We start from the raw sequence: 23,991 nt of genomic DNA, 5'->3' as shown, positions 1-23,991 counted from the left end.
TACGGCCCACACCTGAAGAGAGCCTGCGATGGACCTGTTCGACTGGTTGAACACCCCGGCATTCGAACTGCTGGGCAAGCCTGTGCCGTACTCCGACCTTTTCGGCAACATCTGTGCGCTGGCCACGGTCGTCCTGGCGCTGCGCCGGAACATCCTGTCCTGGCCGGTGCAGATCCTCGGCTCCATCCTCCTCTTCTCCGCCAGCCTCTCCGCCGGCCTCGGCGGCAACGCCTCTCGGCAGGTCGTCATCATCGTCGCCGCGGTCTGGGGATGGACGCAATGGAAGAAGTCCAAGGCCGCAGCCGGTGAAGTCCTCGTCCGCTGGGCGAGCTGGAAGGAACGGGCGATCCTGCTCGCAGCTCTCGTCATCGGCACCGGAGTCTTCGGCTGGGTCCTCGCCCTGGGCGGATGGTCCTGGAACCCCTACCCCGATGCCTATATCTTCATCGGTTCGATCGTGGCCATGTACGCCCAGGGCCGGGCCATCGTCGAATTCTGGTTCGTCTGGCTCGCCGTCGACCTCGTCGGCATCCCGTTGGCGATCTCCGGCGGACTCGTCTTCTCCGGTGCCGTGTACCTGTTCTTCCTCGTCATGGTCATCCTCGGACTCGTCGACTGGTCGAAGCGGTCACGACAGACGATCTCTGCGCCTCACCGTCCGGCAACCGACATCGGCCGCGACCCCGAGGACTGAGGTCAGCCTCCGGTCGCACCGGTGAGACCCGGGTCCGCCGCGTTTTAGAACATGAGACCCCGAATGCTGCGGCCGATGCGGATGCATTAGGCTGGAGAAGTGAAGACCTTTGAGACTCTCTACGCCGAACTCCAGCAGAAATCCCTCGATCGCCCCACCGGTTCGAAGACCGTGGCCGAACTCGACGCCGGAGTCCATGCGATCGGCAAGAAGGTCGTGGAAGAGGCCGCCGAAGTGTGGATGGCCGCCGAATACGAAACCAAGGAAGAGCTCGCCGAGGAGATCTCGCAGCTGCTCTACCACGTACAGGTGATGATGATCGCCAAGGGACTGACCCTCGACGACGTCAACACCCACCTGTAAGACCCTCCCACGAACCTGACCGACCCGACGCCATCGAACTCCAAAGGGACCCCATGCTGCGTGTAGCCGTGCCCAACAAGGGCGCACTGTCCGAAGCCGCCTCCGACATGCTCAGCGAGGCCGGATACTCCACTCGACGCGGAACCAAGACCCTGGTCCATCAGGACGAGGTCAACGGAGTCGAATTCTTCTACCTGCGTCCCCGCGACATCGCCATCTACGTCGGCTCGGGCATCCTCGACGCCGGAATCACCGGTCGTGATCTTCTGCTCGAGTCACAGGCCGAGGCCGATGAGGTGCTCGGACTCGGATTCGGCGCCTCGCGGTTCTTCTACGCCGGCACCGTCGGCTCCTTCACTTCGGCCGAGCAGCTGGCCGGTGCCCGCATCGCCACGAGCTTCCCGAACCTCGTGGAAGCCGACCTGCAGCGACGCGGAATCGAAGCGACGACTGTGCAGCTCGACGGAGCGATCGAGGTCTCCATCCAGCTCGGAGTCGCCGACGCCATCGCCGATGTCGTCGAGACCGGCTCCACGCTGCGCGCCGCGGGACTCGAAACCTTCGGCGAGCCGCTGCTCGAATCAGAAGGTGTGCTCATCCAGCGCGACGGAGCCGAATCCCGCATCGGCGTGCTCAAACGCCGCCTCGAATCGGTCATGGTCGCCCGCCAGTATGTGCTCGTCGACTACAACATCGAACAGCGCCTGGTTCCCGAGGCGATCTCGCTGACCCCGGGGCTCGAATCCCCGACCGTGTCCCCGCTGCAGGAGACCGGGTGGGTCGCTGTGCGCGTCATGGTCGAAGCGAAGGAAGTCAACAACGTCATGGACCGGCTCTACGGAGTCGGGGCGCGTGCGATTCTGGTGACGAACATTGGCGCCTGCCGAATCTGATCTGGCCGTGTTCCGGCCCCGCCAGGTGCGCGTCGTCAGCATCGTCGGTGCCGTTGCCGTGACCGCTGGGTTCGCGGTCCTGTCCGTGGCGCTGTTCGTCGTGGACTGGGAACCGTGGACAGTGCTCGACATGATATGGATGAACCTGCTGGGCATTCTCTTCGGAGCCGCCCTGCTGCGCATCTCCGATATCCAGGCCCGGCCCACCGAGGACGGTCTGGTGGTCAAGAACATGGTGCGCACCCGTCGGTTCGAATGGGGACAGATCCTCGGTGTGACGTTCTCACCCGAGGGCGATGATCCGTGGCCCCTGTTGGACCTCACGGACGGCACCACCTGCGCGGTGATGGCGATCCAGCACGCAGACGGTCGCCGCGCCCATGCGGAGGTCGCACGATTGCGTATGCTCATCAAGAGACGCACCCACTTCAAGGAGGATTAGGAATGGCGAACGAGACACCCGAGGCAGGCCCCCTGACCGGATACACCGTCGTCGATCTCTCTCGTGCCCTGGCCGGCCCTCATGCAGGAATGATGTTCGGCGATCTCGGCGCGCGGGTGATCAAGGTCGAGAACCCCGGCAAGGGCGATGATTCGCGGTCGTGGGGACCTCCCTTCGTCGGGCCTGCGGACAATCCTCAGGCCACCTACTTCTTCTCGTGCAACCGCAACAAGGAATCCATCGCCCTCGACCTCAAATCCGACACGGGCAAGGACACCCTGACCGGACTCATCGCACGCGCCGATGTTCTCATCGAGAACTTCCGCTCCGGTGTCCTCGACCGACTCGGCTTCTCCACCGCCCGCTGCATGGAGATCAACCCGCGCCTGGTCATCCTGTCCATCACCGGATTCGGCCACGACGGTCCGGAAGCCTCCCGCGCCGGCTATGACCAGATCGCCCAGGGCGAAGCCGGGCTGATGTCGCTGACCGGCTCGGGACCCGATGATATGCAGCGCGTGGGCGTGCCGATCGCTGACCTGCTGGCCGGAATCTACGGCTCATACGGCGTGCTGGCGGCCCTGCTCGAACGCGAACGCACCGGCAAGGGCAAGGTCGTGCGCACCTCGCTCATCGCGGGAATGGTCGGCGTCCACGCCTTCCAGGGCACCCGGGCCACGGTCGCCGGTCAGGAACCGCAGCCCGGCGGCAACCACCACCCGTCGCTGTCGCCCTACGGACTCTTCAACTGCCGCGACGGCGCCGTGCAGATCTCCGTGGGCAACGAGAACCTGTGGCAGAAGTTCTGCACTGCCTTCGACATCGATCCCGCCGCCGAGGGCATGGCCGTCAACTCCGAGCGCGTGGACAACCGGGCCGCCGTCATCGAACTCATCGAAGACCGCTTCTCCGCCTACGACGCAGCCGATCTGCTGAACAGGCTCACCGAGGCGGGAATCCCGTCCGGCACGGTGCGCACCCTGCCCGAGGTCTACCAGTGGGAGCAGGCACTCAGCCAGGGACTCAAGGTCTCGGTCGACCACCCCGTGCTCGGCGACATCGACCTGCCCGGACCGCCGCTGCGCTTCTTCGACTCCGATTCCTCCGGTGAGGTCGAAACCACCCGCACCGCTCACGATGCCCCGCCGCTGCTCGACGAAGACGCGGAATCCATCGTGGCGTGGCTCGCCGACGGAAACTGAACGGAAACGCCATGACGCGTCTCAACGCACTCGAGCTCGTCGACATCGTCCTCGACGAAGGATCCTATCTGTCCTGGGACACCACTCCCGTCCAGCCGCCGGCGGGATCTCTGACGCCTATGCTGCTGAACTCGAAGCCGCGGCGCAGAAGTCCGGAGTCGACGAATCCATCATCACCGGCGAAGGCACCATCGCCGGCCGTCGCGTGGCCGTGATCGCCGGCGAATTCCGCTTCCTCGCCGGGTCGATCGGCGTGGCCGCGGCCGAACGCCTCGTCGATGCCATCGAACGTGCGACCCTCGAAGGGCTGCCCCTGCTGGCCGGTCCCGCCTCTGGCGGCACCCGCATGCAGGAGGGCACCATCGCCTTCCTGTCGATGGTGAAGATCACGAACGCCGTCATCGCCCATCGCAAGGCCGGACTGCCCTACCTCGTCTACCTGCGCCATCCCACCACCGGAGGAGTCTTCGCCTCCTGGGGATCGCTGGGGCACGTCACCGTTGCCGAACCCGGATCCCTCATCGGATTCCTAGGCCCTCGAGTATTCGAGGCCATCTACGGAGAGAAGTTTCCGGAGAACGTGCAGACCGGGGAGAACCTGCACAAGATGGGCATCGTCGACGCCGTCATCGGACCCGAACGCATCGCCGGCACGGTCTCCCGCGTCCTCGACGTGCTCATGGGCGCCAAGGAGGTTCCCAGCTCGGTGCCGGACCCGGACACGGCCCCGGACAGCGTCGACCCGAACTCCGATGCCTGGGCCGCTATCACCAGCTCGCGTCGCCCCGAACGACCCGGGGTCCGTGATCTGCTGCGCACCGCAGCGAACACCGTGCTGCCGCTCAACGGCACCGGCGAAGGGGAGAAGGACCCCGGACTGCTGCTGGCCCTCGCGAAGTTCGGTTCCGCACCGTGCATCGTTCTCGGCCAGGACCGATTCCGGCAGGACTCCCGCGAACCGATGGGCCCGGCGGCCCTGCGTGAGGCCAGACGCGGAATGCGATTGGCCGCGGAGCTGCACCTGCCGCTCGTGACCGTCATCGACACCCCCGGCGCGGCTCTGTCGAAGGAAGCCGAAGAAGGCGGCATCGCCGGCGAGATCGCCCGCAGCCTCGCCGACCTCGCCAACCTCGACGCTCCGTCCGTCTCGCTCATCCTCGGTGAGGGATCCGGGGGCGGAGCACTGGCCCTCATCCCGACCGATCGGGTGCTCAGCGCCGAACACGGCTGGCTCTCGCCCCTGCCGCCCGAAGGCGCCTCGGCGATCGTGCACCGCACGACCGAGAGAGCCGCCGAGATGGCTCAGAGCCAGGGCGTGCACGCTCCCATGCTGCAGGCCAACGGAGTCGTCGACCGAATCATCGCTGAACATTCCGACGCCAGCGACGAACCGCTCGACTTCGTCGCCAGGGTCGGTGAGACACTCGAATACGAACTCATCTCGCTCATGCGCGAACCTTCGGCCAGGCGCCTGGCCCGCCGAATGGATCGCTACCGGGGCCTGGGAATCTAGGAGGACTGCGTGGTAGCTGTCAGAGTCATCCCCTGTCTGGACGTGGACGGCGGACGCGTCGTCAAGGGAGTGAAGTTCGCCGACCTCAGGGACGCCGGCGATCCCGTCGAGCTCGCCCGCCGCTACGGCGAGTCCGGAGCCGACGAACTCACTTTCCTCGACGTCACGGCCAGCAGCGGTGACCGGGAGACCGTCCACGACGTCGTCCGCGCCTGCGCCGAAGAGGTCTTCATCCCGCTCACCGTCGGCGGAGGGATCCGCAGCGTCGCCGACGTCGACCGGCTGCTGCGCGACGGAGCCGACAAGGTCTCGGTCAACACCTCGGCGGTGAAGAACCCGGAACTCATCAGCGAGATATCCCGACACTTCGGCAACCAGGTCCTCGTCCTCTCTCTCGATGCCCGCCGCGCTCAGGGCGCGAGTACGGAATCCGGCTTCGAGGTCACCACTCGCGGCGGCCGCGAAGGCACGGGCCGCTGCGCCATCGACTGGATCCGGGAAGCCGCCGACCGCGGGGTCGGCGAGATCCTGCTCAACTCCATCGACGCCGATGGCACACGTGAGGGGTTCGACCTCGAACTCATCCGCGCCGCCCGCGCCGCCGTCGACGTACCGCTCATCGCCTCGGGCGGCGCCGGAAAGGTCGAACACTTCGCTCCAGCAGTGGAAGCCGGAGCCGACGCCCTGTTGGCTGCCAGCGTCTTCCACTTCGGCACCCTGAGCATCGCCGAGGTGAAGGACGCCCTGCGCGCGGAGGGAATCGACGTCCGATGAGCAGGGACATCGACGCGACTCCGGAGAACTGGCGGGAGATCATCCGAACGAACGCCGACGGGCTCATCCCTGTCATCGTCCAAGAGGCCACGAGCGCAGAGGTGCTCATGCTCGCGTGGATGGACGTCGAAGCCGTCTCCCGCACACTGGAGACGAACCGGGCCACCTACTGGTCCCGATCCCGGCAGGAATACTGGGTGAAGGGGGAGACCTCGGGTCATGTCCAGCACGTCCGCTCGCTCAGTCTCGACTGTGATGCCGACGCCCTGCTCATGCTCGTCGACCAGACCGGACCCGCCTGCCATACGAACACCCCGACCTGCTTCACCGGAAGGACCATCAGTGTCGACTGACCCAGCGGCGAACCCCACCGACCTGCCGATCCGACCCAGCCTCGACGAGTTCCGCGCCCTCGGCGCCGACCATCGCCTGGTGCCGGTCCACACCCAGGTGCTTGCGGACTCGGAGACCCCGCTGAGCCTCTACCGCAAACTCACCGACGGCGGACCGGGCAGCTTCCTCTTCGAATCCGCCGTCGCCGGATCCTGGGCCAGGTACTCCTTCATCGGCTCGGCGCCCGTGGCCACCCTCATCTCGACCGCAGACGGATTGCACTGGACCGGCACCCCACCGGTCGGCGTCCCCACCGATGGCGACGTCCTCGACGCGGTCACCGCCACTCTCGACCTCCTCGCCGTGGCCGAGGCGGAATCGGAGCTGCCGCCCATGGTCTCCAGCTTCGTCGGCTACTTCGGTTGGGACATCGTCCGTCGCTTCGAGAAGCTCGGGCCGCCGCGGCCCAACGAACACCACCTGCCGACTGTGCAGCTGATGATCCCCGGCGACATCGCCGTCTTCGACCACTATTCGGGAATGGTCACCCTCGTGGCCAACGTATTCAACGTCAACGGCGCCGATACCGGGATCGACGACGCCCACGCCTCGGGAGTCGCCCGCATCGCCGCGATGTGCGAGCGTCTGCAGCAGCCCAGCCCGGCAGATGTCCTGCGCCCCCGGAAGGCCGACCCCGAGGTGTCCACCCGCACCCAGCCACAGGTGTACCTCGACGGTGTGGAGACGGCGAAGCAGAAGATCGTCGACGGTGAGATCTTCCAGGTCGTCATCGGCCAGCGCTTCGACACACCGTGCGAGGCTGATGCGCTGAGCGTGTACCGGATGCTGCGGCATGCGAACCCGAGCCCCTTCATGTACCTGCTCAACCTCCATGACGACGGAGGGGAACCGGTGAGCATCATCGGCTCCTCACCCGAAGCACTCGTGACCGTCCGGTCGGGAGAGGTGGTCACGCACCCGATCGCGGGTTCCCGCCCTCGCGGGACCACACCGGAAGCCGATGACTCCCTGGCCCGAGAGCTCCTGGCCGATGAGAAGGAACGAGCCGAGCACCTCATGCTCGTCGACCTCGCCCGCAACGACCTGGCGAAGGTCTGCGCGGCCGGAACTATCGACGTCAGCGAGTTCATGGACATCGTCCGCTACAGCCACATCATGCACATCAGCTCGACCGTGCGCGGCGAACTCGAATCCGGAACCACCGCCATCGATGTGCTGCGGGCGACGTTCCCCGCCGGCACGCTGTCGGGTGCGCCCAAACCCCGGGCGCTGCAGATCATCGACGAACTCGAACCCGTCGGACGCGGACTCTACGGGGGAGTGGTCGGCTATATGTCCTTCACCGGCGACCTCGACCTCGCCATCGCCATCCGCACCGGGGTGCTCCGGAACGGCACGATGAGCGTCTACGCCGGAGGCGGACTCGTCGCCGACTCCGTGCCCGAGACCGAGTACCAGGAATCCGAGAACAAGGCCGCAGCGGTGCTGCGTGCCGCCGCCGCAGCCGACGCATTGGACGCGGCGGAGGGAAGTCAGAGGTGAGGCCATGACGAAATCACGCGGCGTCCTCATCATCCTCGTCATCGCCGCTGCCCTGTGGACGCTGACGATCTCCGCCTGGCAGGCCGGTGCCGGAGGCGACACGCTCGGACCCAGCGGAGTGGCGAAGGTCACCGAGGATGCGAGCTCCCAGACCTCACCCGTGGCCACCGCGTGTGTGGCGATCATCGCGGTTTCGGGACTGCTCGCCGCGATGCTCGGACGGATCGGCCGCTTCGTCGTCCTGGGACTGGCCGGCATCGCCGGAATCGGCTACGGGATCACCGCACTGAGCGCCGCCTCGGCTCCGGGAGCCACCTCCTGGGCGATCATCGCTGCAGTGGCCGCTGGCGTCGGCGTCATCGGCATCGTCTGGGTCGCCGTCGCCTCGAACGGGTGGACGAACTCCAACCGCTACGCCCGCACCGCCGAATCCGCCTCCGGGGAATTCGATTCTGCCGCGACCTGGGACGCTCTGTCCCGCGGAGAGGACGTCGAAGACGCACCCGACGACAAAACGTCGTCCGACCCGGATGCCGACCCGGATTCGAAATGACCTTGTGACCGGGTCGGTGTCCGGTCAGCCGAAGAAGCGTGACACAATGGAGGAAAGATTCCACACGCGTGTCACGCACTCACACAAAGGAGCGCCATGTCGCAGTCCCTCGCCCGCAACGGAGCCGCAGATCTCGACAAATCCACGATCGACTACGCAGCGATCGCCGATCCCGGTCACGGCAACTCGGTGGCGGGATGGACCGGAGTCATCATCATGCTCATCGGCGTCACGGTCGGCTGTGTGGGCTTCACGATCCACAACCCCACGATCACCTACATCTCCATCGGCATCGTCGCCCTCGGCGTCGTCGTCGGCCTGATCCTGCGCGCCGTCGGACTGGGCAACAAGCCGAAGAAGAAATGACAGTCCTCACCGACATCATCTCCGGCGTGCGGGAAGATCTGCAGGCACGCCGGAGCGAGGTTCCGCTGAGCGAGATCACGGCGCGTGCTGCGGCGGCCGAACCGGTCCGCCCCTTCGACCTGTCCGCTGCCTTCGGCGTCATCGCCGAGGTCAAGCGGAAGTCGCCCTCCCGTGGTGACCTAGCCGAGATCCCCGATCCTGGCACTCTCGCCGGTCTTTACGCCGCCGGGGGAGCGCAGGCCATCAGCGTGCTCACGGAATCCCGCCGCTTCAATGGCAGCCTCGCCGACCTCGACTCGGTGCGCGCTGCCGTGGACATCCCGGTCCTGCGCAAGGACTTCATGGTCGACGAATACCAGTTCCATGAGGCCCGTGCCCACGGTGCCGATATCGTTCTGCTCATCGTCGCGGCCCTCGATCCCGTGCAGCTGGCCGAATTCCACGCCCTGGCCACGGAACTGGGGATGACAGCGCTCGTCGAGACCCACAACCGCGAAGAGCTGGAGATCGCGACGGAGCTCGGTGCCGAACTCATCGGCGTCAACACCCGCAACCTCAAGGATCTCAGCGTCGACACCGACCGGTTCGCGCCCCTGGCCGAACTCGCTCCCGCCGGGTGCACCCTCGTGGCCGAGTCCGGCGTCGCCGGAGCCGCCGAGGTGTCGAAGTACGCTGACGCCGGAGCCGACCTCGTGCTCGTCGGCGAAGCCCTCGTCACCGGCGGCCGTCCGCAGGCCGCAGTCGAGGAGTACACCGCACTCGGCCGGGAACGCCGCTCCCTGTCCGCATCCTGAACCCCGCCCGTGTCGGCCGCTGCACGTGACCGACGATGGGCTGACACTGCACCCATTCCGGCGTCCGGTGAGGCGGAGTCCCTCCGTCCCACAGGCCGGCGCCACGAGGAGATCGAGAAGGACCGCAATGACCGATTTGAGCGAGGAGACCGGACCGTACTTCGGCGAGTTCGGAGGCAGGTTCATCCCCGAAGCGCTGATCCCGGCACTCGACGAGATCGAAGAGACCTGGCGCAAATCCCAGGTGGATCCGGCCTTCACCGACGAACTCCTCACTCTGCAGCGCAGCTACATCGGCCGGCCCTCTCTGCTCACCGAGGCAACTCGCTTCGCCGAGCACTGCGGCGGTGCTCGAGTGTTCCTCAAACGCGAAGACCTCAACCACACGGGCAGCCACAAGATCAACAACGCGCTGGCACAGGCTCTGCTGGCCAAGCGGATGGGCAAGACCCGTCTCATCGCTGAGACCGGAGCCGGTCAGCACGGAGTCGCCACGGCGACCGCCGCGGCGCTGCTCGACATGTCCTGCGTGGTCTACATGGGCGAAGAGGACACTCAGCGTCAGGCCCTCAATGTCGCGCGCATGCGCCTGCTCGGAGCCACGGTCAACGCCGTGACCAACGGCACCCGCACCCTCAAGGACGCGATGAACGAGGCCATGCGCGATTGGGTGGCTAACGTCGACGACACCCACTATGTCATCGGCACGGTCGCCGGTCCTCACCCGTTCCCGGCGATGGTCCGCTCCTTCCAGAACGTCATCGGGGTCGAAGCCCGCGAACAGATCCAGGACATGGTCGGGCGCCTGCCCGACGCCGTCTGCGCGTGCGTCGGCGGCGGATCGAACGCGATGGGACTCTTCGCCGCCTTCCTCGGCGACGCGGACGTGAAGATCTTCGGCTTCGAGGCCGGCGGCGAAGGCGTCGACTCCGGCCATCACGCCGCCCGGTTCTCCGGCGGACGCCCTGGGGTCCTCCACGGCTCCGCCACCTACATCCTCCAGGACGCCGACGGACAGACCCAGGCCTCCCACTCGGTCTCCGCCGGGCTCGACTACCCATCGGTCGGCCCCGAGCACTCCCACCTCCACGACACCGGACGTGTGACGTACGAACCCGTCGTCGATGAGGAGGCGATGGAGGCCATGCGACTGCTCTCCCGCACGGAGGGCATCATCCCCGCCATCGAATCCGCTCACGCCCTGGCCGGAGCCATGCGCGTCGGCCGTGAGCTCGGACCCGATGCGGTCCTGCTGGTCAATCTCTCCGGCCGCGGCGACAAGGATATGACGACCGCCGCGAAATGGTTCGACTACATCGACGAAGGAGCGGTGCAGGTATGACGCACTCAGGTCCACGCACAGGAACCACCCTCGACGCCGTCGTCGAGGCGGGCCGCAAGGCCGCACTCATCGCCTACCTGCCCGTCGGCTTCCCGACCGTGGCCGGTTCGACAGAGGCGATGGTCGAACTCGTCCGCAACGGCGTCGACATCATCGAGGTCGGTCTGCCGTACTCCGACCCCGGAATGGACGGCCCCGTCATCCAGCGCGCCGGTGAGGCTGCATTGGACAACGGTGTGCGCACCTCCGATGTCTTCACCGCAGTCGAGGCCATCGCCGAAGCCGGCGGCACCGCCGTCGTCATGAGCTACTGGAACCTCGTGCTCCAGTACGGCGTCGACAGCTTCGCCCGCGACCTGGCCTCGGCCGGAGGCGGCGGAATCGTCACTCCCGACCTCATCCCCGATGAGGCGGCACCGTGGCTGGCAGCCTCCGAGAAGCACCACCTCGACCGCATCTTCCTCGCCGCGCCCTCGTCGACGCCCGAGCGACTCGCCCGCATCGTCGAGCACAGCTCCGGGTTCGTCTACGCCGCCTCGACCATGGGCGTCACGGGTGTCCGCTCCGAAGTCGACAACCATGCCCGCGATCTCGTCGCCCGGCTGAAGGAAGCCGGAGCCGAGCGCGCGTGCGTCGGCCTCGGCGTGTCGAACCGCGAACAGGCGGCCGAGGTCGCCGAATACGCCGATGGAGTCATCGTCGGCTCCGCCCTCGTTCGGGCGCTGGACTCTGACGGAGTGGCCGGAGTCGGTCGACTCGCCGCCGAGCTCGCAGAAGGGTGTGCATGAGCTTCAGCCCTGCATGGGTCGTATTCACCGTCCTCGGCATCGGACTCGCGCTGTGGATGACAGGCATCCAATGGCGCGCCCGCGGCGGCCATAAGGGAGACCTCTGGGCCATCACGGTCGTCGGTCTGCCTGCGGCAGTCATAGGCGGACGCCTTGGACATCTGCTCTCGGCGCCGGACACCTACTTCGGCCCCGACGGAAGCTTGCTGCGGGCGCTGGCGATCTGGGACGGCGGATTCAGCTTCTGGGGCGCCACCATCCTCGGCTTCCTCTCCGTCTGGGTGCTCACCCGCATCCAAGGCATCAGGTTCCGACCGCTGCTCGACTCGGTCGCACCGGGGCTCATCCTCGGCCACGTCGCCGGAGCCTTCAGCGACTGGTTCGACGGTCGCCTGGAACTGGTCACGGTGCTCACCGAATCGGCGTGGAACCTCATCGCCTGTGTTGTGCTCATCATCGTGTCCAAACGCCTCCGGCTCGGCTACGGACAGGTCTTCGCCCTGTATCTGTGCCTGTTCGGCCTCGGCCGCATTCTGCTCGAGGCCCTGCGGATCGGCACCCCCGCCGCCGAGGACGCGCGCCTGCTCCTCGGACTGCCGTTCAACGTGTGGACGGCCATCCTCGCCCTGCTCATCGGCCTCGGCTGGCTCATCGTCTCCCGCCTGCGTCACCGCACCTACGAGACCGGTGTCTACATGCACGGGTCTCGGACCCTGCTGCGCCGCCATCGCCGCGGAAAGCACACCTTCGAGATCAATGCACCCAATATCGCCGAGGCGGCCGGAGCCTCCGGAGCCCCGTTGCCTTCGGTAGCGCGGGTGGCCGATCCGGACGATCAGCACGGTCACAACGGAGGCGGGGCACCGACATCACGGCGCTCGACCGTGACAGCGTCCCCCGCCTCGGCTTCCGACTTGACTGCCGATGCTTCTGCGAGCCGTGCAGACGTCGACGATGCGGCGTCTGCGACAGGGGACAGCACCACGACTGGCGCCGACCCGGACGACTCGGAGCCTGAGGACGAATCCGGAATCGATCTCAGCGGTCGCCACAGCTTCGGATTCTTCGGGGCGGTCACCTCGGCGATCTCGATCGTGCCGGATGTGCGCGGGAAATCAGCCCCCGCAGCGCACGACGTAGAACCTCGAACGTCCGATACTCAAGACAAATAGGTTCGCACTTCGTTCCTTTTTCTGCTTTTTCTCTAATTGCACATGGTGTAAGTTGATACTCCGGCTGTGAGAGTCATCTCACAGCCGGGTCCGGGAACACCCTTTCCGGTCTCGTCCAAACCGCAGAGGACAGCGCCGTCTTTTCGGGAAGCACTCAACACCGAGAAGGCAGCATATGAACCACAGCGCTCAGTCGACCCCCAAGACCACGGCCCCACCTGGCCGCATCGGGCTCTACGATCCGGCGCTCGAACATGACAACTGCGGCCTGGCCCTCATCGCCCGTTACAGGGGCGGAGCCGACCACACGGTCATTACCCAGGCCCTCGACGCTCTGCGCAGGCTCGAACACCGCGGCGGAATCGGTTCCGACGATGGGACCGGAGACGGTGCCGGACTGACCATCCAGATCCCGCACGACTATTTCGCCGCGGTTCTCGGCGAATCCGGAATCTCTCTTCCTGCGCCGGGCAGCTATGCCATGGGCATCGGCTTCTTCGCGCAGGACTACGCCGCCGATCTCAACGCCGCCACCGCTCCGCTGACCAAGGAGACGCAGCCCTCTTTCAGCGTTGACGCCGCAGGCGTCGACCAGGACGCACTCGTGTCCAGGATCGCCGCGGAAGAAGGACTGCAGGTCCTCCACGTGGAATCCGCGGCTGTCGACCCCGGAGTGCTCGGTCGGATCGCCGCCGAGACCATGCCGTCCATGCGCTACGTGTTCTTCAGCTGTGATGAGAACCATCCCGCCCGTGATGAGAACGATCTCGCTCGCCGGTCGTTCATCGTGCGGAAGCGACTCGACAACGCCGGCCTCTACTTCCCGTCGCTGTCGCCGACGACGCTGACGTTCAAAGGAATGCTCTCCACCGCCCAGCTCGACCGCTTCTTCACCGAACTCGGTGACGAACGCCTCACCTCGGCGATCGCTCTCGTCCACTCCCGGTTCTCCACGAACACCTTTCCCTCCTGGCAGCTGGCACAGCCGTTCGGCACGATCGCCCACAACGGCGAGATCAACACGGTGCGCGGCAACCGGAACTGGATGCAGGCACGCGAATCCGCCCTGGCCAGCGACCTCCTTGAATCTCCGGTCGCAGGGACGTCCAAGGGACTCGAGCGGATCTTCCCGATCATTCCTGCCGGAGCCTCGGACTCCGCCTCTTTCAACTCGGTCCTCGAACTCATGGTCGCCTCCGGCCGGTCGCTGCCGCAGGCCATGCTGATGATGATTCCCGAAGCCTGGGAGAACAACCCGGCCATGTCCGAGGAGCGGCGGGCCTTCTACGAATACCACTCGCTGCTCATGGAGCCCTGGGACGGGCCGGCCTGCGTCGCCTTCACCGACGGCCGACTCGCCGGAGCCGTGCTCGACCGCAACGGCCTGCGCCCGGCCCGGTACATCATGACCGAGGACACCGTCGTGCTTGCCAGCGAATCCGGAGTCGTCGACCTGCCCGAAGCCGAAGTCACCGCCCGCGGACGACTGACCCCCGGCAGGATGTTCCTCGTCGATGTGGAGGCCGGACGCATCATCTCCGACACGGAAATCAAGAACAGTCTCGCCACCGAACATCCCTACCGGGAATGGGTCGACGCCTCGGCCACCCGACTGGCCGAACTGCCCACCCGCGTCCACGTCAGTCACCCCGGCGCCTCGGTTCGGAGACGACAGCGGACCTTCGGATACACGGAGGAAGAGCTGCGTGTACTCATCGCCCCGATGGCCGAAACCGGGGCCGAGCCGCTGGGCGCGATGGGCAGCGACACCGCGATCGCGGCGCTGAGTACCCGCCCCCGGCTGCTCTTCGACCACTTCCACCAGAACTTCGCTCAAGTGACGAACCCGCCGCTGGACTCCATCCGCGAGGACATCGTCACGAGCATGTCGGCCGGAATCGGCCGCGAAGGCAACCTGCTGTGCTCCACCGGGCCGGACTCCGCACATATCCTGCTCGAGCGGCCGGTGATCGACAACGACGAGCTCACGGCGATCGCGCACCTGTCCGGCAGCCACCTCGGCGAGGGAATCACCCGCCCCTCGGTGACGCTGTCGGGTCTGTACCCGGTCGGCGCCGGTGAGGACGCGATGGCTTCTCGCCTCGCCGACCTGTGTGCGGAGGCGAGTGCCGCGATCGCCGAGGGCGCAGTGTTCCTCATCCTTACGGACCGGGAGTCGAACTCGGAATACGCGCCGATCCCGTCGCTGCTTCTCACCTCCGCCCTGCACCACCACCTCGTCCGCGAGCGCAGCCGCACGCAGGTGAGCATCATCGTCGAGGCCGGAGACGTCCGCGAGGTCCACCATGCGGCCACGCTCGTGTCCTTCGGCGCCTCGGCGGTCAACCCGTACCTGCTCATGGAATCGGCCGAGGATCTTGTCAGGTCCGAACGGATCCGAGGCATCAGCGCCGAGGCGGCCGTGGCCAATGTGCTCACGGCGCTGAATAAGGGACTGCTGAAGATCATGTCGAAGATGGGCATCTCGACCGTCCAGTCCTACCACGGAGCACAGACCTTCGAGGCTCTCGGACTGGCGGATTCGGTCATCGATGAGCACTTCACCTCGACGCCGCATCAGCTCGGCGGCAAGACGCTGGACGACATCGCGGCCGAGACGACGGCGCGGCACGCCGATGCCTATCGTGAGGACCATCCGCGTCCGGCGCACCGGAATCTGCTCGTCGGCGGCGAATTCCAGTGGCGGAGGGAAGGCCCGGGGCACCTGTTCAACCCGGAGACGATCTTCAAGCTGCAGCACTCGACGGCCACCGGTCGCTTCGACATCTTCCGGCAGTACACGCGTGCCGTCGACGAACAGTCCGCCGAGCTGATGACTCTGCGCGGGCTCTTCGACCTGGTCCCGACCGAATCGGGGCCGATCGACATCTCCGAGGTCGAACCCGCCGAAGCCATCATGCGCCGGTTCTCCACCGGAGCCATGAGCTACGGCTCGCTGTCGGCCGAAGCGCACGAGACGCTGGCGATCGCGATGAACCGGATCGGCGGAAAGTCGAATACGGGAGAAGGCGGCGAGGACACCGAACGTCTGCTCGACCCGGAACGTCGGTCGGCGATCAAGCAGATCGCCTCCGGTCGGTTCGGCGTCACCAGCCACTACCTTACTGCCGCCGACGACCTGCAGATCAAGATGGCCCAAGGTGCCAAACCCGGTGAAGGCGGTCAGCTGCCGGGGGAGAAGGTGTACCCGTGGATCGCGAAGACCCGCCACGCCACTCCCGGAGTCGGCCTCATCTCGCCGCCGCCGCACCACGACATCTATTCCATCGAAGACCTCGCTCAGCTCATCCACGACCTCGGTCGGGCCAATGCGGCCGCCCGCGTCCACGTCAAACTCGTCTCCGGAATCGGAGTAGGCACGGTGGCCGCCGGAGTGGCGAAGGCCGGAGCCGATGTCGTGCTCATCTCCGGCCATGACGGGGGCACGGGCGCCAGCCCGCTCAATTCGCTCAAACACGCCGGAACCCCGTGGGAGCTCGGACTGGCCGAAGCCCAGCAGACCCTTGTGCTCAACGGTCTGCGCGAACGGATCAGCGTCCAGGTCGACGGGCAGCTGAAGACCGGTCGCGACGTCATCATCGCCGCCCTGCTCGGGGCCGAGGAGTTCGGCTTCGCCACCACCGCGCTCGTCGTCTCCGGATGCATCATGATGCGGGTCTGCCACCAGGACACCTGCCCGGTCGGCGTGGCCACGCAGAACCCGAAGCTGCGCGAACGGTTCCACGGTCAGGCCGACCATGTCGTGAACTTCTTCACCTTCATCGCCGAGGAGGTCCGCGGCTACCTCGCACAGCTGGGACTGCGCAGCCTCGACGAGGCGATCGGAGCCGTCGAACGTCTGCGCATCGACGCAGATCGGGCGGCCGCCTCGGGACTGGATCTCGACCTGACCCCGATCCTGACGGTTCCGACCGATCTCGACGGCGCTCCCGCCTCGGCGAGGGTGAGCCAGACGCGCCCTCCACGTGACTTCGCGGGCGAACTCGACGTTCGACTGCTGGAGCAGGCAGGAGCGGCTGTCGCAACCGGCTCCCCGGTGCACCTGAACGCCGAGGTGGAGAATACGGACCGGTCGGTCGGCACCCTGTTGGGCCACCGAGTGACTCAGGCCCACGGCGCGGACGGGCTGCCCTCGGGAACCGTGCGCGTAACCCTGAACGGCACAGCCGGCCAGTCCCTGGGCGCCTTCATGCCGCGCGGTGTGAGCATCGATCTGCGCGGCGACGCCAATGACTACGTCGGGAAGGGACTGTCGGGCGGCACGATCAGCGTCGCGCCTCGCCCGGAGAACTCCACCCGACCGGAACACAACGTCATCGCCGGCAACGTCATCGGCTACGGAGCGACGTCCGGGTCGATATTCCTGTCCGGAACGGTCGGCGAGAGATTCCTCGTGCGCAACTCAGGCGTCGAAGCCGTCGTCGAAGGCATCGGAGACCACGGACTCGAATACATGACCGGGGGAGTGGCGGTCATCCTCGGACCCACCGGACGCAACTTCGCGGCCGGAATGTCCGGAGGAACGGCCTTCGTCCTCGACTTCAACCCCAGTCGACTCAACCCGAAGGAACGAGCCGCTGGCGTCTTCAGATTCGGCGGCATCGGAGACTCCGATGTGCCGATCCTGCAGAGACTGCTCAGCGACCATGTCGCGGCGACCGGTTCTCCGCTGGCCGGCGAACTGCTGGCCGGGCTCGACCGCGGCCAGGACATCCTGTCCCGTTTCACCAAGATCATTCCCGTCGCCTATGCGCGCATCAAAGACATCCAGGAAGAACTCGAGAACAGCGGCGAAACCGCCGATTCCGAGAACTCCTGGCAGACGATTCTGGAGGCCGCACATGGCTGATCCGCGAGGATTCCTCACCACCACCGAACGCGAACTCCCTGCCCGCAGGCCCGTGCCGATCCGGCTCATGGACTACTCCGAGGTCTACGAGAAGGGCGATCCGGCACAGCTGCGCCGACAGGCTTCCCGCTGCATGGACTGCGGAGTGCCCTTCTGCCACCAAGGATGCCCGCTGGGCAACCTCATTCCGGAGTTCAATGACGCCATGTATCGCGGGGAGCTCTCCCGCGCCGTGGAACTGCTCCACGCGACGAACAACTTCCCCGAATTCACCGGCCGGGCCTGCCCGGCACCGTGTGAGAACGCCTGCGTGCTCGGCATCAACCAACCCGCCGTGACGATCAAGCAGGTCGAAGTCTCCATCGTCGACGACGGTTTCGCGGCCGGACTCATCACCCCCGTCGTCCCCGACCGGATCACCGGGCACACCGTCGCCGTCATCGGCTCCGGACCGGCCGGACTCGCCGCCGCTCAGCAGTTGACCCGAGCCGGGCACACGGTCGTCGTCTTCGAACGCGAGGACCGCCTCGGCGGACTGCTGCGCTACGGCATCCCGGACTTCAAACTCGAGAAGCACCATATCGACCGCCGACTGACCCAGATGCGTGCCGAAGGCACTCGGTTCGAAACCGGAGTCGAGATCGGCCGCGACATCGACTTCGCCGCACTGCAGACTCGCTTCGACGCGGTGCTGGTGGCGACCGGTGCCACCGTGCCGCGCGATATGGAGCTGCCGGGGCGCGGACTCGACGGAATCGAATTCGCGATGGACTACCTCGTCCCGTCCAACCGGGCACAGGCGTCCTCGGAGGCCGACTCGGCACAGTTCATCGATGCGGCCGGCAAGCACGTCGTCATCATCGGCGGCGGCGACACCGGAGCGGACTGCCTGGGCACGGCTCTGCGCCAGGGAGCCGCCTCGGTGACGACCCTGGCCATCGGCGCCCAGCCGCCGGTCGACCGCGGTGCCGACTCGCCGTGGCCGACGGTGCCGCGGATCTTCGAGGTCCAATCCTCACACGAGGAGGGCGGAACCAGGCGGTATCTGGCCTCGACGACGCGGTTCGTCGGAGACGATGCGGGCAAGGTGTGCGGAATCGAGGTCGCACAGACGCAGTTCGCCGACGGCCGCCGTATCCCGACACCGGGCACCGAGCACGTCGTCCCCGCCGATCTCGTGCTGCTGGCACTGGGTTTCAGCGGACCGGAGACCGCGCAGATCGATCTCGAAGCCGGTGCAGGTGGGGCATTCGACCGGGCTGAGGACTATGCGGCGCAGCCGGGAGTCTTCGTCGCCGGCGATGCCGGACGCGGACAGTCGCTCATCGTCTGGGCCATTGCGGAAGGCCGTGCCGCGGCCGCGGAAGTCGACCGGTTCCTGACCGGGTCGACGCGACTGCCGGCACCCGTGCGGCCCACCGACGAAGGGTTCAAATGCTAAGATAATGCATGTCAGCCATTGAGAAAGGGCGGTGGGGCGGCACAGCGAAGTGCCGCACTCTCACCGCCCGTGACCAGCGTAGAGCGGTGGAAACCGCCCGCTGAGACTTTAGGTAGGGTGGAGCGTATGAGGCGTGCAAAGATAGTCGCAACTTTAGGTCCGAACCAGAACTCCTATGAAGAGATCCGCGAGCTCGTCGATGAAGGCGTCGATGTCGCCCGATTCAATCTGAGCCACGGAAAACGAGAAGAGCACGAAGAGAAGTTCGCCTGGGTCCGCCAGGCCGCCCTCGACACCGGACGCCCCGTCGCCGTCCTGTTGGACCTGCAGGGTCCGAAGATCCGCGTCGGCACCTTCGCAAACGGGAAGGAAGAGCTCGTCGAAGGGGCCGCCTTCACCATCACCAGCCGTGACGTCCCCGGCACGGCAGAGCTCGTATCCACGACCCTGCCGACCCTGGCCGAAGACGTCTCCGTGGGAGACCCGCTGCTCATCGACGACGGGCGCCTGCGCCTGCGCGCCACCGAGGTGACCGCCACCGATGTGGTCACCGAAGTCGAGATCGGCGGAACCATCTCCAACCACAAGGGCATCAACCTCCCCGGCGTTCCGGTCTCCGTCCCCGCCCTGTCGGAGAAGGACATCGACGATCTCAAATGGGGGCTTCAGCTCGGCTTCGACTGGGTGGCGCTGTCCTTCGTCCGCAGCCCCGAGGACATGAACGATGTGCGCGCGGTCATGGACGAGGTCGGCATCACGGCTCCTGTCATCGCCAAGCTCGAGAAGCCGCAGGCGGTCGACCAGCTCGATGAGATCATCGACGCCTTCGACGGAATCATGGTCGCCCGCGGCGACCTCGGCGTCGAGCTGCCGCTCGAGCAGGTGCCGATCGTGCAGAAGCGGGCCGTCGAGATCGCCCGCCAGCAGGCCAAGCCCGTCATCGTGGCCACACAGATGCTCGAGACGATGATCGACGCTCCGCGACCTACCCGTGCCGAGGCCAGCGACTGCGCGAACGCCGTCCTCGACGGCGCCGATGCGCTCATGCTCTCCGGCGAGACCTCGGTGGGCGCCCACTGGGTCGAGGCGATCCGGACGATGAGCCGGATCATCGGCTCCACCGAAGAGCACGGTCTCGAACGGATTCCGGCGCTGGGCACCGTCCCGCACACGAAGGGCGGAGCCGTCACCGCCGCGGCCGTGCAGATTGCTCGGCAGCTGGATATCGATCTTCTGTGCACTTTCTCGCAGACCGGCGATTCCGTGCGGCGCATGTCGCGTCTGCGTCCGGCTTGGCCGATCCTCGGCTTCACGCCCGACCCGCAGGTCCGTCACCAGTTGGCGCTGACTTGGGGAGTCCGGCCGTACCTCGTGAAGACCGTGCGCCACACCGACCAGATGGCGCGCCAGGTCGACGCCGTTCTGCTCGCCGACGGCACCGCCCGCGAAGGCGATCAGAGCATCCTCGTGGCCGGTTCGCCTCCTGGGATCCCCGGCTCGACGAACGCTCTGCGAATCCACACCATCGGTGATGCCGCCAAGGGTGTGGCTGCCGCCTACCAGGACGCCTCGGACTCCGAGGAGGACCCACTGGCCGGATACGGAGTCGTGGCCGAAGCGCCTATCACCCGTGAGGTGCCGATTGTGCGCGAGGGGCACTCGCCCCGACACTGACCGCCACCAGGCTCAAACGCCGGCGGTGCCTGCCCCATGACCACGGGGCAGGCGCCGTCGGCGTCTCTGTGTCCGGGACCGAGCGTGGACCGAGTCCAAACTGCGGGACAGATCACAAATCGCCAGGGAATTTTGCAAATTGCTCAACAGTTGTGCTCTCTGTTGCCCAATCCTCCCTGCGGATCTCAGAGGGGAGGACCTGCTAGGAGAGGAATTCAATGAGACTGCCCGCGTGGAGCAAGTCCTTCGGGGTGCAGGTGACTATCGCACTCATCGCCGGTGTCATCCTCGGGCTCATCGCCCGCTCATGGGGACCGGTCAGCGACACCACTGACAACTGGCTCGGCCAGACCCTGGACACCATCGGCTCGTCGTATGTCACACTGCTCAAGGCTGCCGTCGTCCCACTGGTCATCACCGCGATCATCGCGAGCATCGGCAACCTGCGCAAGGTCACCAACGCCGCCAGGCTGGCGATGTCGACCCTGCTGTGGTTCGCCCTCACCGCTCTCATCGCCGTCGTCCTCGGACTCATCATCGGCATCGTCATGCAACCCGGTGCCCACGCCGATGCCACTTCGCTCAACGCCGGTGCACCCGACTCCCAGGGTAGCTGGCTGGGCTTCCTCACCGGACTGATCCCAGTGAACTTCCTCGGGCTCGAGGTGGCCACCGCACCCGATGACGCCGGAGTCATGACCTCCGAGGTCAACTTCAACATCCTCCAGCTCATCATCGTCTCCGGTGCCATCGGCATCGCCGCGGTCAAGGTCGGCAAGGCCGCAGAGCCGTTCCTCCAGTTCACCGAGGCGGCCCTGGCCGTGGTCCAGAAGGTCGTCTGGTGGATCGTGCGCATCGCCCCGATCGGCACGCTCGGCCTCATCGGCAACGCCGTGAACTCCTACGGCTGGTCGACGATGGGCTCGCTGCTGTGGTTCGTCGTCGCCGTCTACATCGGCCTCGCGATCGTGTTCTTCATCGTCTATCCGGCCCTGGCTCGCGCCAACGGACTCTCGGTGCGCCAGTACTTCTCCGGTGTCTGGCCGGCCACTCAGATGGGCTTCGTCTCCCGGTCGTCGATCGGCACCATGCCCGTGACGCAGAAGGTCGCCACCGACAACTTCGGAGTGCCCCACTCCTACGCCGCCTTCGCCGTGCCCTTCGGTGCGACGACGAAGATGGACGGCTGCGCTGCGATCTATCCGGCCATCGCCGCCGTGTTCGTCGCCCAGTTCTTCGGCATCAATCTCTCCCTCATCCAGTACCTGCTCATCATCTTCGTCGCCGTCATCGGCTCGGCCGCAACGGCCGGCACGACGGGTGCGACCGTGATGCTCACCCTGACCCTGTCGACCCTGGGTCTGCCCCTCGAGGGCGTCGGACTGCTGCTGGCCATCGAGCCGATCGTGGACATGGGCCGCACCGCGCTCAACGTCTCCGGTCAGGCGCTCGTCCCGGCCATCGTGGCCAAGCGGCATGAGATCCTGGACGTCGAACGCTACGATGCCCCGCGCATCAACGGCTACGTTCCGACCGAGGAGGATGCAGATGTCGACGAGGCCCGCACCGAGGATGCCCGCAGCCAGAGTTGATCTCCTTCCGGCCGAGGGGCTGGCCGAGCACGATGTCGGGCAAGTGACGTCACTGCTCGGCCGCCTCGTCGAGGCAGGTGCCGCGCTCGGTTGGGTCTCAGCTCCGTCTGTCGTGGAGATCGCGGATCTCGTCGGCCGCCTGGCCGCGGGCACTGACAACGGGGAATCCGCTGCGGCAATCGCTCGCACGGGAACCGAGGTCACCGGCTTCGCGTACCGGAATCGGTACGCTCGCCCGACGTTCCGCCCACATGTCGACATCGAAAAGGTGGCTGTCGCCCCGGATGCTCAAAGTCAGGGCGTGGGCAGGAAGCTGATGGAGGCGCTCATTCGGGCGGCGCGTCTCCACGGGACTGAGGTCGTCACTCTCGATCTGCGCGGAGACAATGTGGCCGCCAACGGGCTCTACGAATCCCTCGGCTTCACCCGATACGGACGACTTCCGGACTTCGTGGCGGTGGGGGAGAAGCGGTACGACACGCTGCTGCACTCCCTCGACCTGCGCGCAGGTCGCTGATATTCGGTCGCCGATCGGCTCCCGGGGAAATGCAGAAGGCACTGTCGACATCACATTCGACAGTGCCTTCGTCCGTACCGGATGCGGGACTCGAACCCGCACGTCTTTCGACAATGCATTTTGAGTGCACCGCGTCTACCGATTCCGCCAATCCGGCTCGTCACGAGCAGTCCCTTGCGGACCGCCTGTGCAACGGGGACGATTCTACTGCGCGCGCGGACCGATTGCACAATCGCCACCCGCCGAGGATGCCCTCCGGTGGCCACTATCACCGCCCGTGGCCACCCTCACAGAATAAACTTCCGGGTCCGCTGGCCATGACGCTGAGCGCCTGGTCTAGACTGGTGCCGTGCTTTCAAACAGCGAAGAATCAACTTCAGATGAGTCCGTGCCGGTCCGCCGCGTAGTCGTGGCCGAAGACGAGGCCGTGATTCGTCTCGATATCGTAGAAATGCTCCGCGAGGTCGGCTACGACGTCGTCGGTGAGGCTGCGGACGGCGAATCCGCCATCCGTCTGGCCGAGGAGCTGCGCCCGGACCTCGTCGTCATGGACATCAAGATGCCCATCCTCGACGGAATCTCCGCCGCCGAGCGCATCGCCCGGGCCCGCATCGCCCCCGTGGTGCTGCTCACCGCCTTCTCGCAGAAGGAGCTCGTCGAGCGGGCCCGCGATGCCGGTGCCATGGCCTATGTCGTCAAGCCGTTCACCTCGGCCGACCTCATCCCGGCCCTGGAGATCGCGCTCTCGCGCCATGCCGAGATCAGCTCGCTCGAGTCCGAGATCTCCGATCTCACCGAACGCTTCGAGACCCGCAAACTCGTCGAGCGCGCCAAGAGCCTGCTGCAGACCTCAATGGGACTCAGCGAGCCCGAAGCCTTCCGCTGGATCCAGAAGACGTCGATGGACCGTCGCCTGACGATGCGCGAGGTCGCTGAGACCGTGCTCAAGCAGATCGGCACGAAGAAGTAATCACCTCCCGGACCGGTCACGGTCCGGACCCGGAACCCGGGAGGGCCGGCGGATCCCGAAAAGGATTCGCCGGCCCTCTGCTTTCACTGTGGACTCTGCTTTCGCCGTGGACTCTGCTTTCGCCGTGGACTTTCG

The 23,991-nt window shown here is 66.4% G+C and carries 20 protein-coding genes, 1 tRNA gene and 1 pseudogene; 21 read left to right on the top strand and 1 reads right to left on the bottom strand.

Going from position 1 to position 23,991, the window contains the following annotated elements:
* The first annotated feature begins 28 nt into the window (after positions 1-28).
* From LJ362_RS09040 to LJ362_RS08945, 20 genes and pseudogenes are all read left to right on the top strand, one after another.
* Positions 29-694: a nicotinamide mononucleotide transporter family protein gene (locus tag LJ362_RS09040; protein WP_264798719.1), complete on the top strand. Its 666-nt coding sequence runs from the start codon at positions 29-31 to the stop codon at positions 692-694.
* 99 nt (positions 695-793) lie between these two features.
* Positions 794-1,057, top strand: a complete 264-nt coding sequence (locus LJ362_RS09035) for a phosphoribosyl-ATP diphosphatase (RefSeq protein ID WP_101544371.1) — start codon at positions 794-796, stop codon at positions 1,055-1,057.
* Between the two features lie 53 nt (positions 1,058-1,110).
* Positions 1,111-1,950 carry an ATP phosphoribosyltransferase gene (hisG, locus tag LJ362_RS09030; protein ID WP_264798718.1) on the top strand — a complete coding sequence of 280 codons (840 nt, stop codon included), beginning with the start codon at positions 1,111-1,113 and terminating at the stop codon, positions 1,948-1,950.
* A gap of 7 nt (positions 1,951-1,957) precedes the next feature.
* The gene (locus LJ362_RS09025) at positions 1,958-2,392 is read left to right on the top strand and encodes a PH domain-containing protein (RefSeq protein ID WP_264798717.1); all 435 of its coding nucleotides are present in this window, start codon (positions 1,958-1,960) and stop codon (positions 2,390-2,392) included.
* Between the two features lie 2 nt (positions 2,393-2,394).
* Positions 2,395-3,594, top strand: a complete 1,200-nt coding sequence (locus tag LJ362_RS09020; protein ID WP_264798716.1) for a CaiB/BaiF CoA transferase family protein — start codon at positions 2,395-2,397, stop codon at positions 3,592-3,594.
* A gap of 11 nt (positions 3,595-3,605) precedes the next feature.
* A pseudogene (locus tag LJ362_RS09015) lies at positions 3,606-5,107 on the top strand (carboxyl transferase domain-containing protein).
* Positions 5,108-5,116: 9 nt separating this feature from the next.
* Positions 5,117-5,881, top strand: a complete 765-nt coding sequence (hisF, locus tag LJ362_RS09010) for an imidazole glycerol phosphate synthase subunit HisF (protein ID WP_139467318.1) — start codon at positions 5,117-5,119, stop codon at positions 5,879-5,881.
* The gene (gene hisI, locus LJ362_RS09005; protein WP_264798715.1) at positions 5,878-6,234 is read left to right on the top strand and encodes a phosphoribosyl-AMP cyclohydrolase; all 357 of its coding nucleotides are present in this window, start codon (positions 5,878-5,880) and stop codon (positions 6,232-6,234) included. Before hisF ends, hisI begins: the two co-directional genes overlap by 4 nt.
* Complete coding sequence (trpE, locus tag LJ362_RS09000) at positions 6,137-7,777, top strand: anthranilate synthase component I (protein ID WP_413774203.1); 1,641 nt, start codon at positions 6,137-6,139, stop codon at positions 7,775-7,777. Before hisI ends, trpE begins: the two co-directional genes overlap by 98 nt.
* Positions 7,778-7,781: 4 nt before the next feature.
* Positions 7,782-8,330: a Trp biosynthesis-associated membrane protein gene (locus LJ362_RS08995; protein ID WP_264798713.1), complete on the top strand. Its 549-nt coding sequence runs from the start codon at positions 7,782-7,784 to the stop codon at positions 8,328-8,330.
* Positions 8,331-8,426: 96 nt separating this feature from the next.
* Positions 8,427-8,696: an HGxxPAAW family protein gene (locus tag LJ362_RS08990; protein ID WP_173152511.1), complete on the top strand. Its 270-nt coding sequence runs from the start codon at positions 8,427-8,429 to the stop codon at positions 8,694-8,696.
* The gene (trpC, locus tag LJ362_RS08985) at positions 8,693-9,490 is read left to right on the top strand and encodes an indole-3-glycerol phosphate synthase TrpC (protein ID WP_264798711.1); all 798 of its coding nucleotides are present in this window, start codon (positions 8,693-8,695) and stop codon (positions 9,488-9,490) included. The genes LJ362_RS08990 and trpC overlap by 4 nt, the downstream gene beginning before the upstream one ends.
* A gap of 127 nt (positions 9,491-9,617) precedes the next feature.
* Positions 9,618-10,832, top strand: coding sequence for a tryptophan synthase subunit beta (gene trpB / locus LJ362_RS08980; protein WP_264798710.1), 1,215 nt, complete (start codon positions 9,618-9,620; stop codon positions 10,830-10,832).
* The gene (gene trpA, locus LJ362_RS08975) at positions 10,829-11,620 is read left to right on the top strand and encodes a tryptophan synthase subunit alpha (RefSeq protein WP_264798709.1); all 792 of its coding nucleotides are present in this window, start codon (positions 10,829-10,831) and stop codon (positions 11,618-11,620) included. The genes trpB and trpA overlap by 4 nt, the downstream gene beginning before the upstream one ends.
* Positions 11,617-12,792 carry a prolipoprotein diacylglyceryl transferase gene (locus LJ362_RS08970; RefSeq protein WP_264798708.1) on the top strand — a complete coding sequence of 392 codons (1,176 nt, stop codon included), beginning with the start codon at positions 11,617-11,619 and terminating at the stop codon, positions 12,790-12,792. The genes trpA and LJ362_RS08970 overlap by 4 nt, the downstream gene beginning before the upstream one ends.
* Before the next feature lie 175 nt (positions 12,793-12,967).
* On the top strand, positions 12,968-17,662 hold the full coding sequence (gene gltB / locus LJ362_RS08965; RefSeq protein ID WP_264798707.1) for a glutamate synthase large subunit: 4,695 nt from the start codon (positions 12,968-12,970) through the stop codon (positions 17,660-17,662).
* A complete protein-coding gene (locus LJ362_RS08960; protein WP_264798706.1) occupies positions 17,655-19,103 on the top strand; it encodes a glutamate synthase subunit beta in 1,449 nt (482 codons plus the stop codon). Before gltB ends, LJ362_RS08960 begins: the two co-directional genes overlap by 8 nt.
* A gap of 126 nt (positions 19,104-19,229) precedes the next feature.
* Positions 19,230-20,777, top strand: coding sequence for a pyruvate kinase (pyk, locus tag LJ362_RS08955; RefSeq protein WP_264798705.1), 1,548 nt, complete (start codon positions 19,230-19,232; stop codon positions 20,775-20,777).
* 218 nt (positions 20,778-20,995) lie between these two features.
* Complete coding sequence (locus tag LJ362_RS08950) at positions 20,996-22,369, top strand: dicarboxylate/amino acid:cation symporter (protein WP_264798704.1); 1,374 nt, start codon at positions 20,996-20,998, stop codon at positions 22,367-22,369.
* Positions 22,326-22,886 carry a GNAT family N-acetyltransferase gene (locus LJ362_RS08945; RefSeq protein ID WP_264798703.1) on the top strand — a complete coding sequence of 187 codons (561 nt, stop codon included), beginning with the start codon at positions 22,326-22,328 and terminating at the stop codon, positions 22,884-22,886. Before LJ362_RS08950 ends, LJ362_RS08945 begins: the two co-directional genes overlap by 44 nt.
* Before the next feature lie 75 nt (positions 22,887-22,961).
* Here LJ362_RS08945 and LJ362_RS08940 read toward each other — a convergent pair.
* A tRNA-Leu gene (locus tag LJ362_RS08940) sits at positions 22,962-23,043 on the bottom strand.
* A 192-nt stretch (positions 23,044-23,235) separates the two neighbouring features.
* Between LJ362_RS08940 and LJ362_RS08935 the strand changes: the two genes are divergently transcribed.
* Entirely contained in the window at positions 23,236-23,856 is a 621-nt protein-coding gene (locus LJ362_RS08935) for an ANTAR domain-containing response regulator (RefSeq protein ID WP_373284070.1), read from the top strand.
* The last annotated feature ends 135 nt before the right edge of the window (positions 23,857-23,991 follow it).

The organism is Brevibacterium sp. JSBI002, assembly GCF_026013965.1.
GTDB lineage: Bacteria > Actinomycetota > Actinomycetes > Actinomycetales > Brevibacteriaceae > Brevibacterium.
Note: the sequence above shows the minus strand (reverse complement) of the source record. Positions and strands in the feature narration are given on the sequence as shown.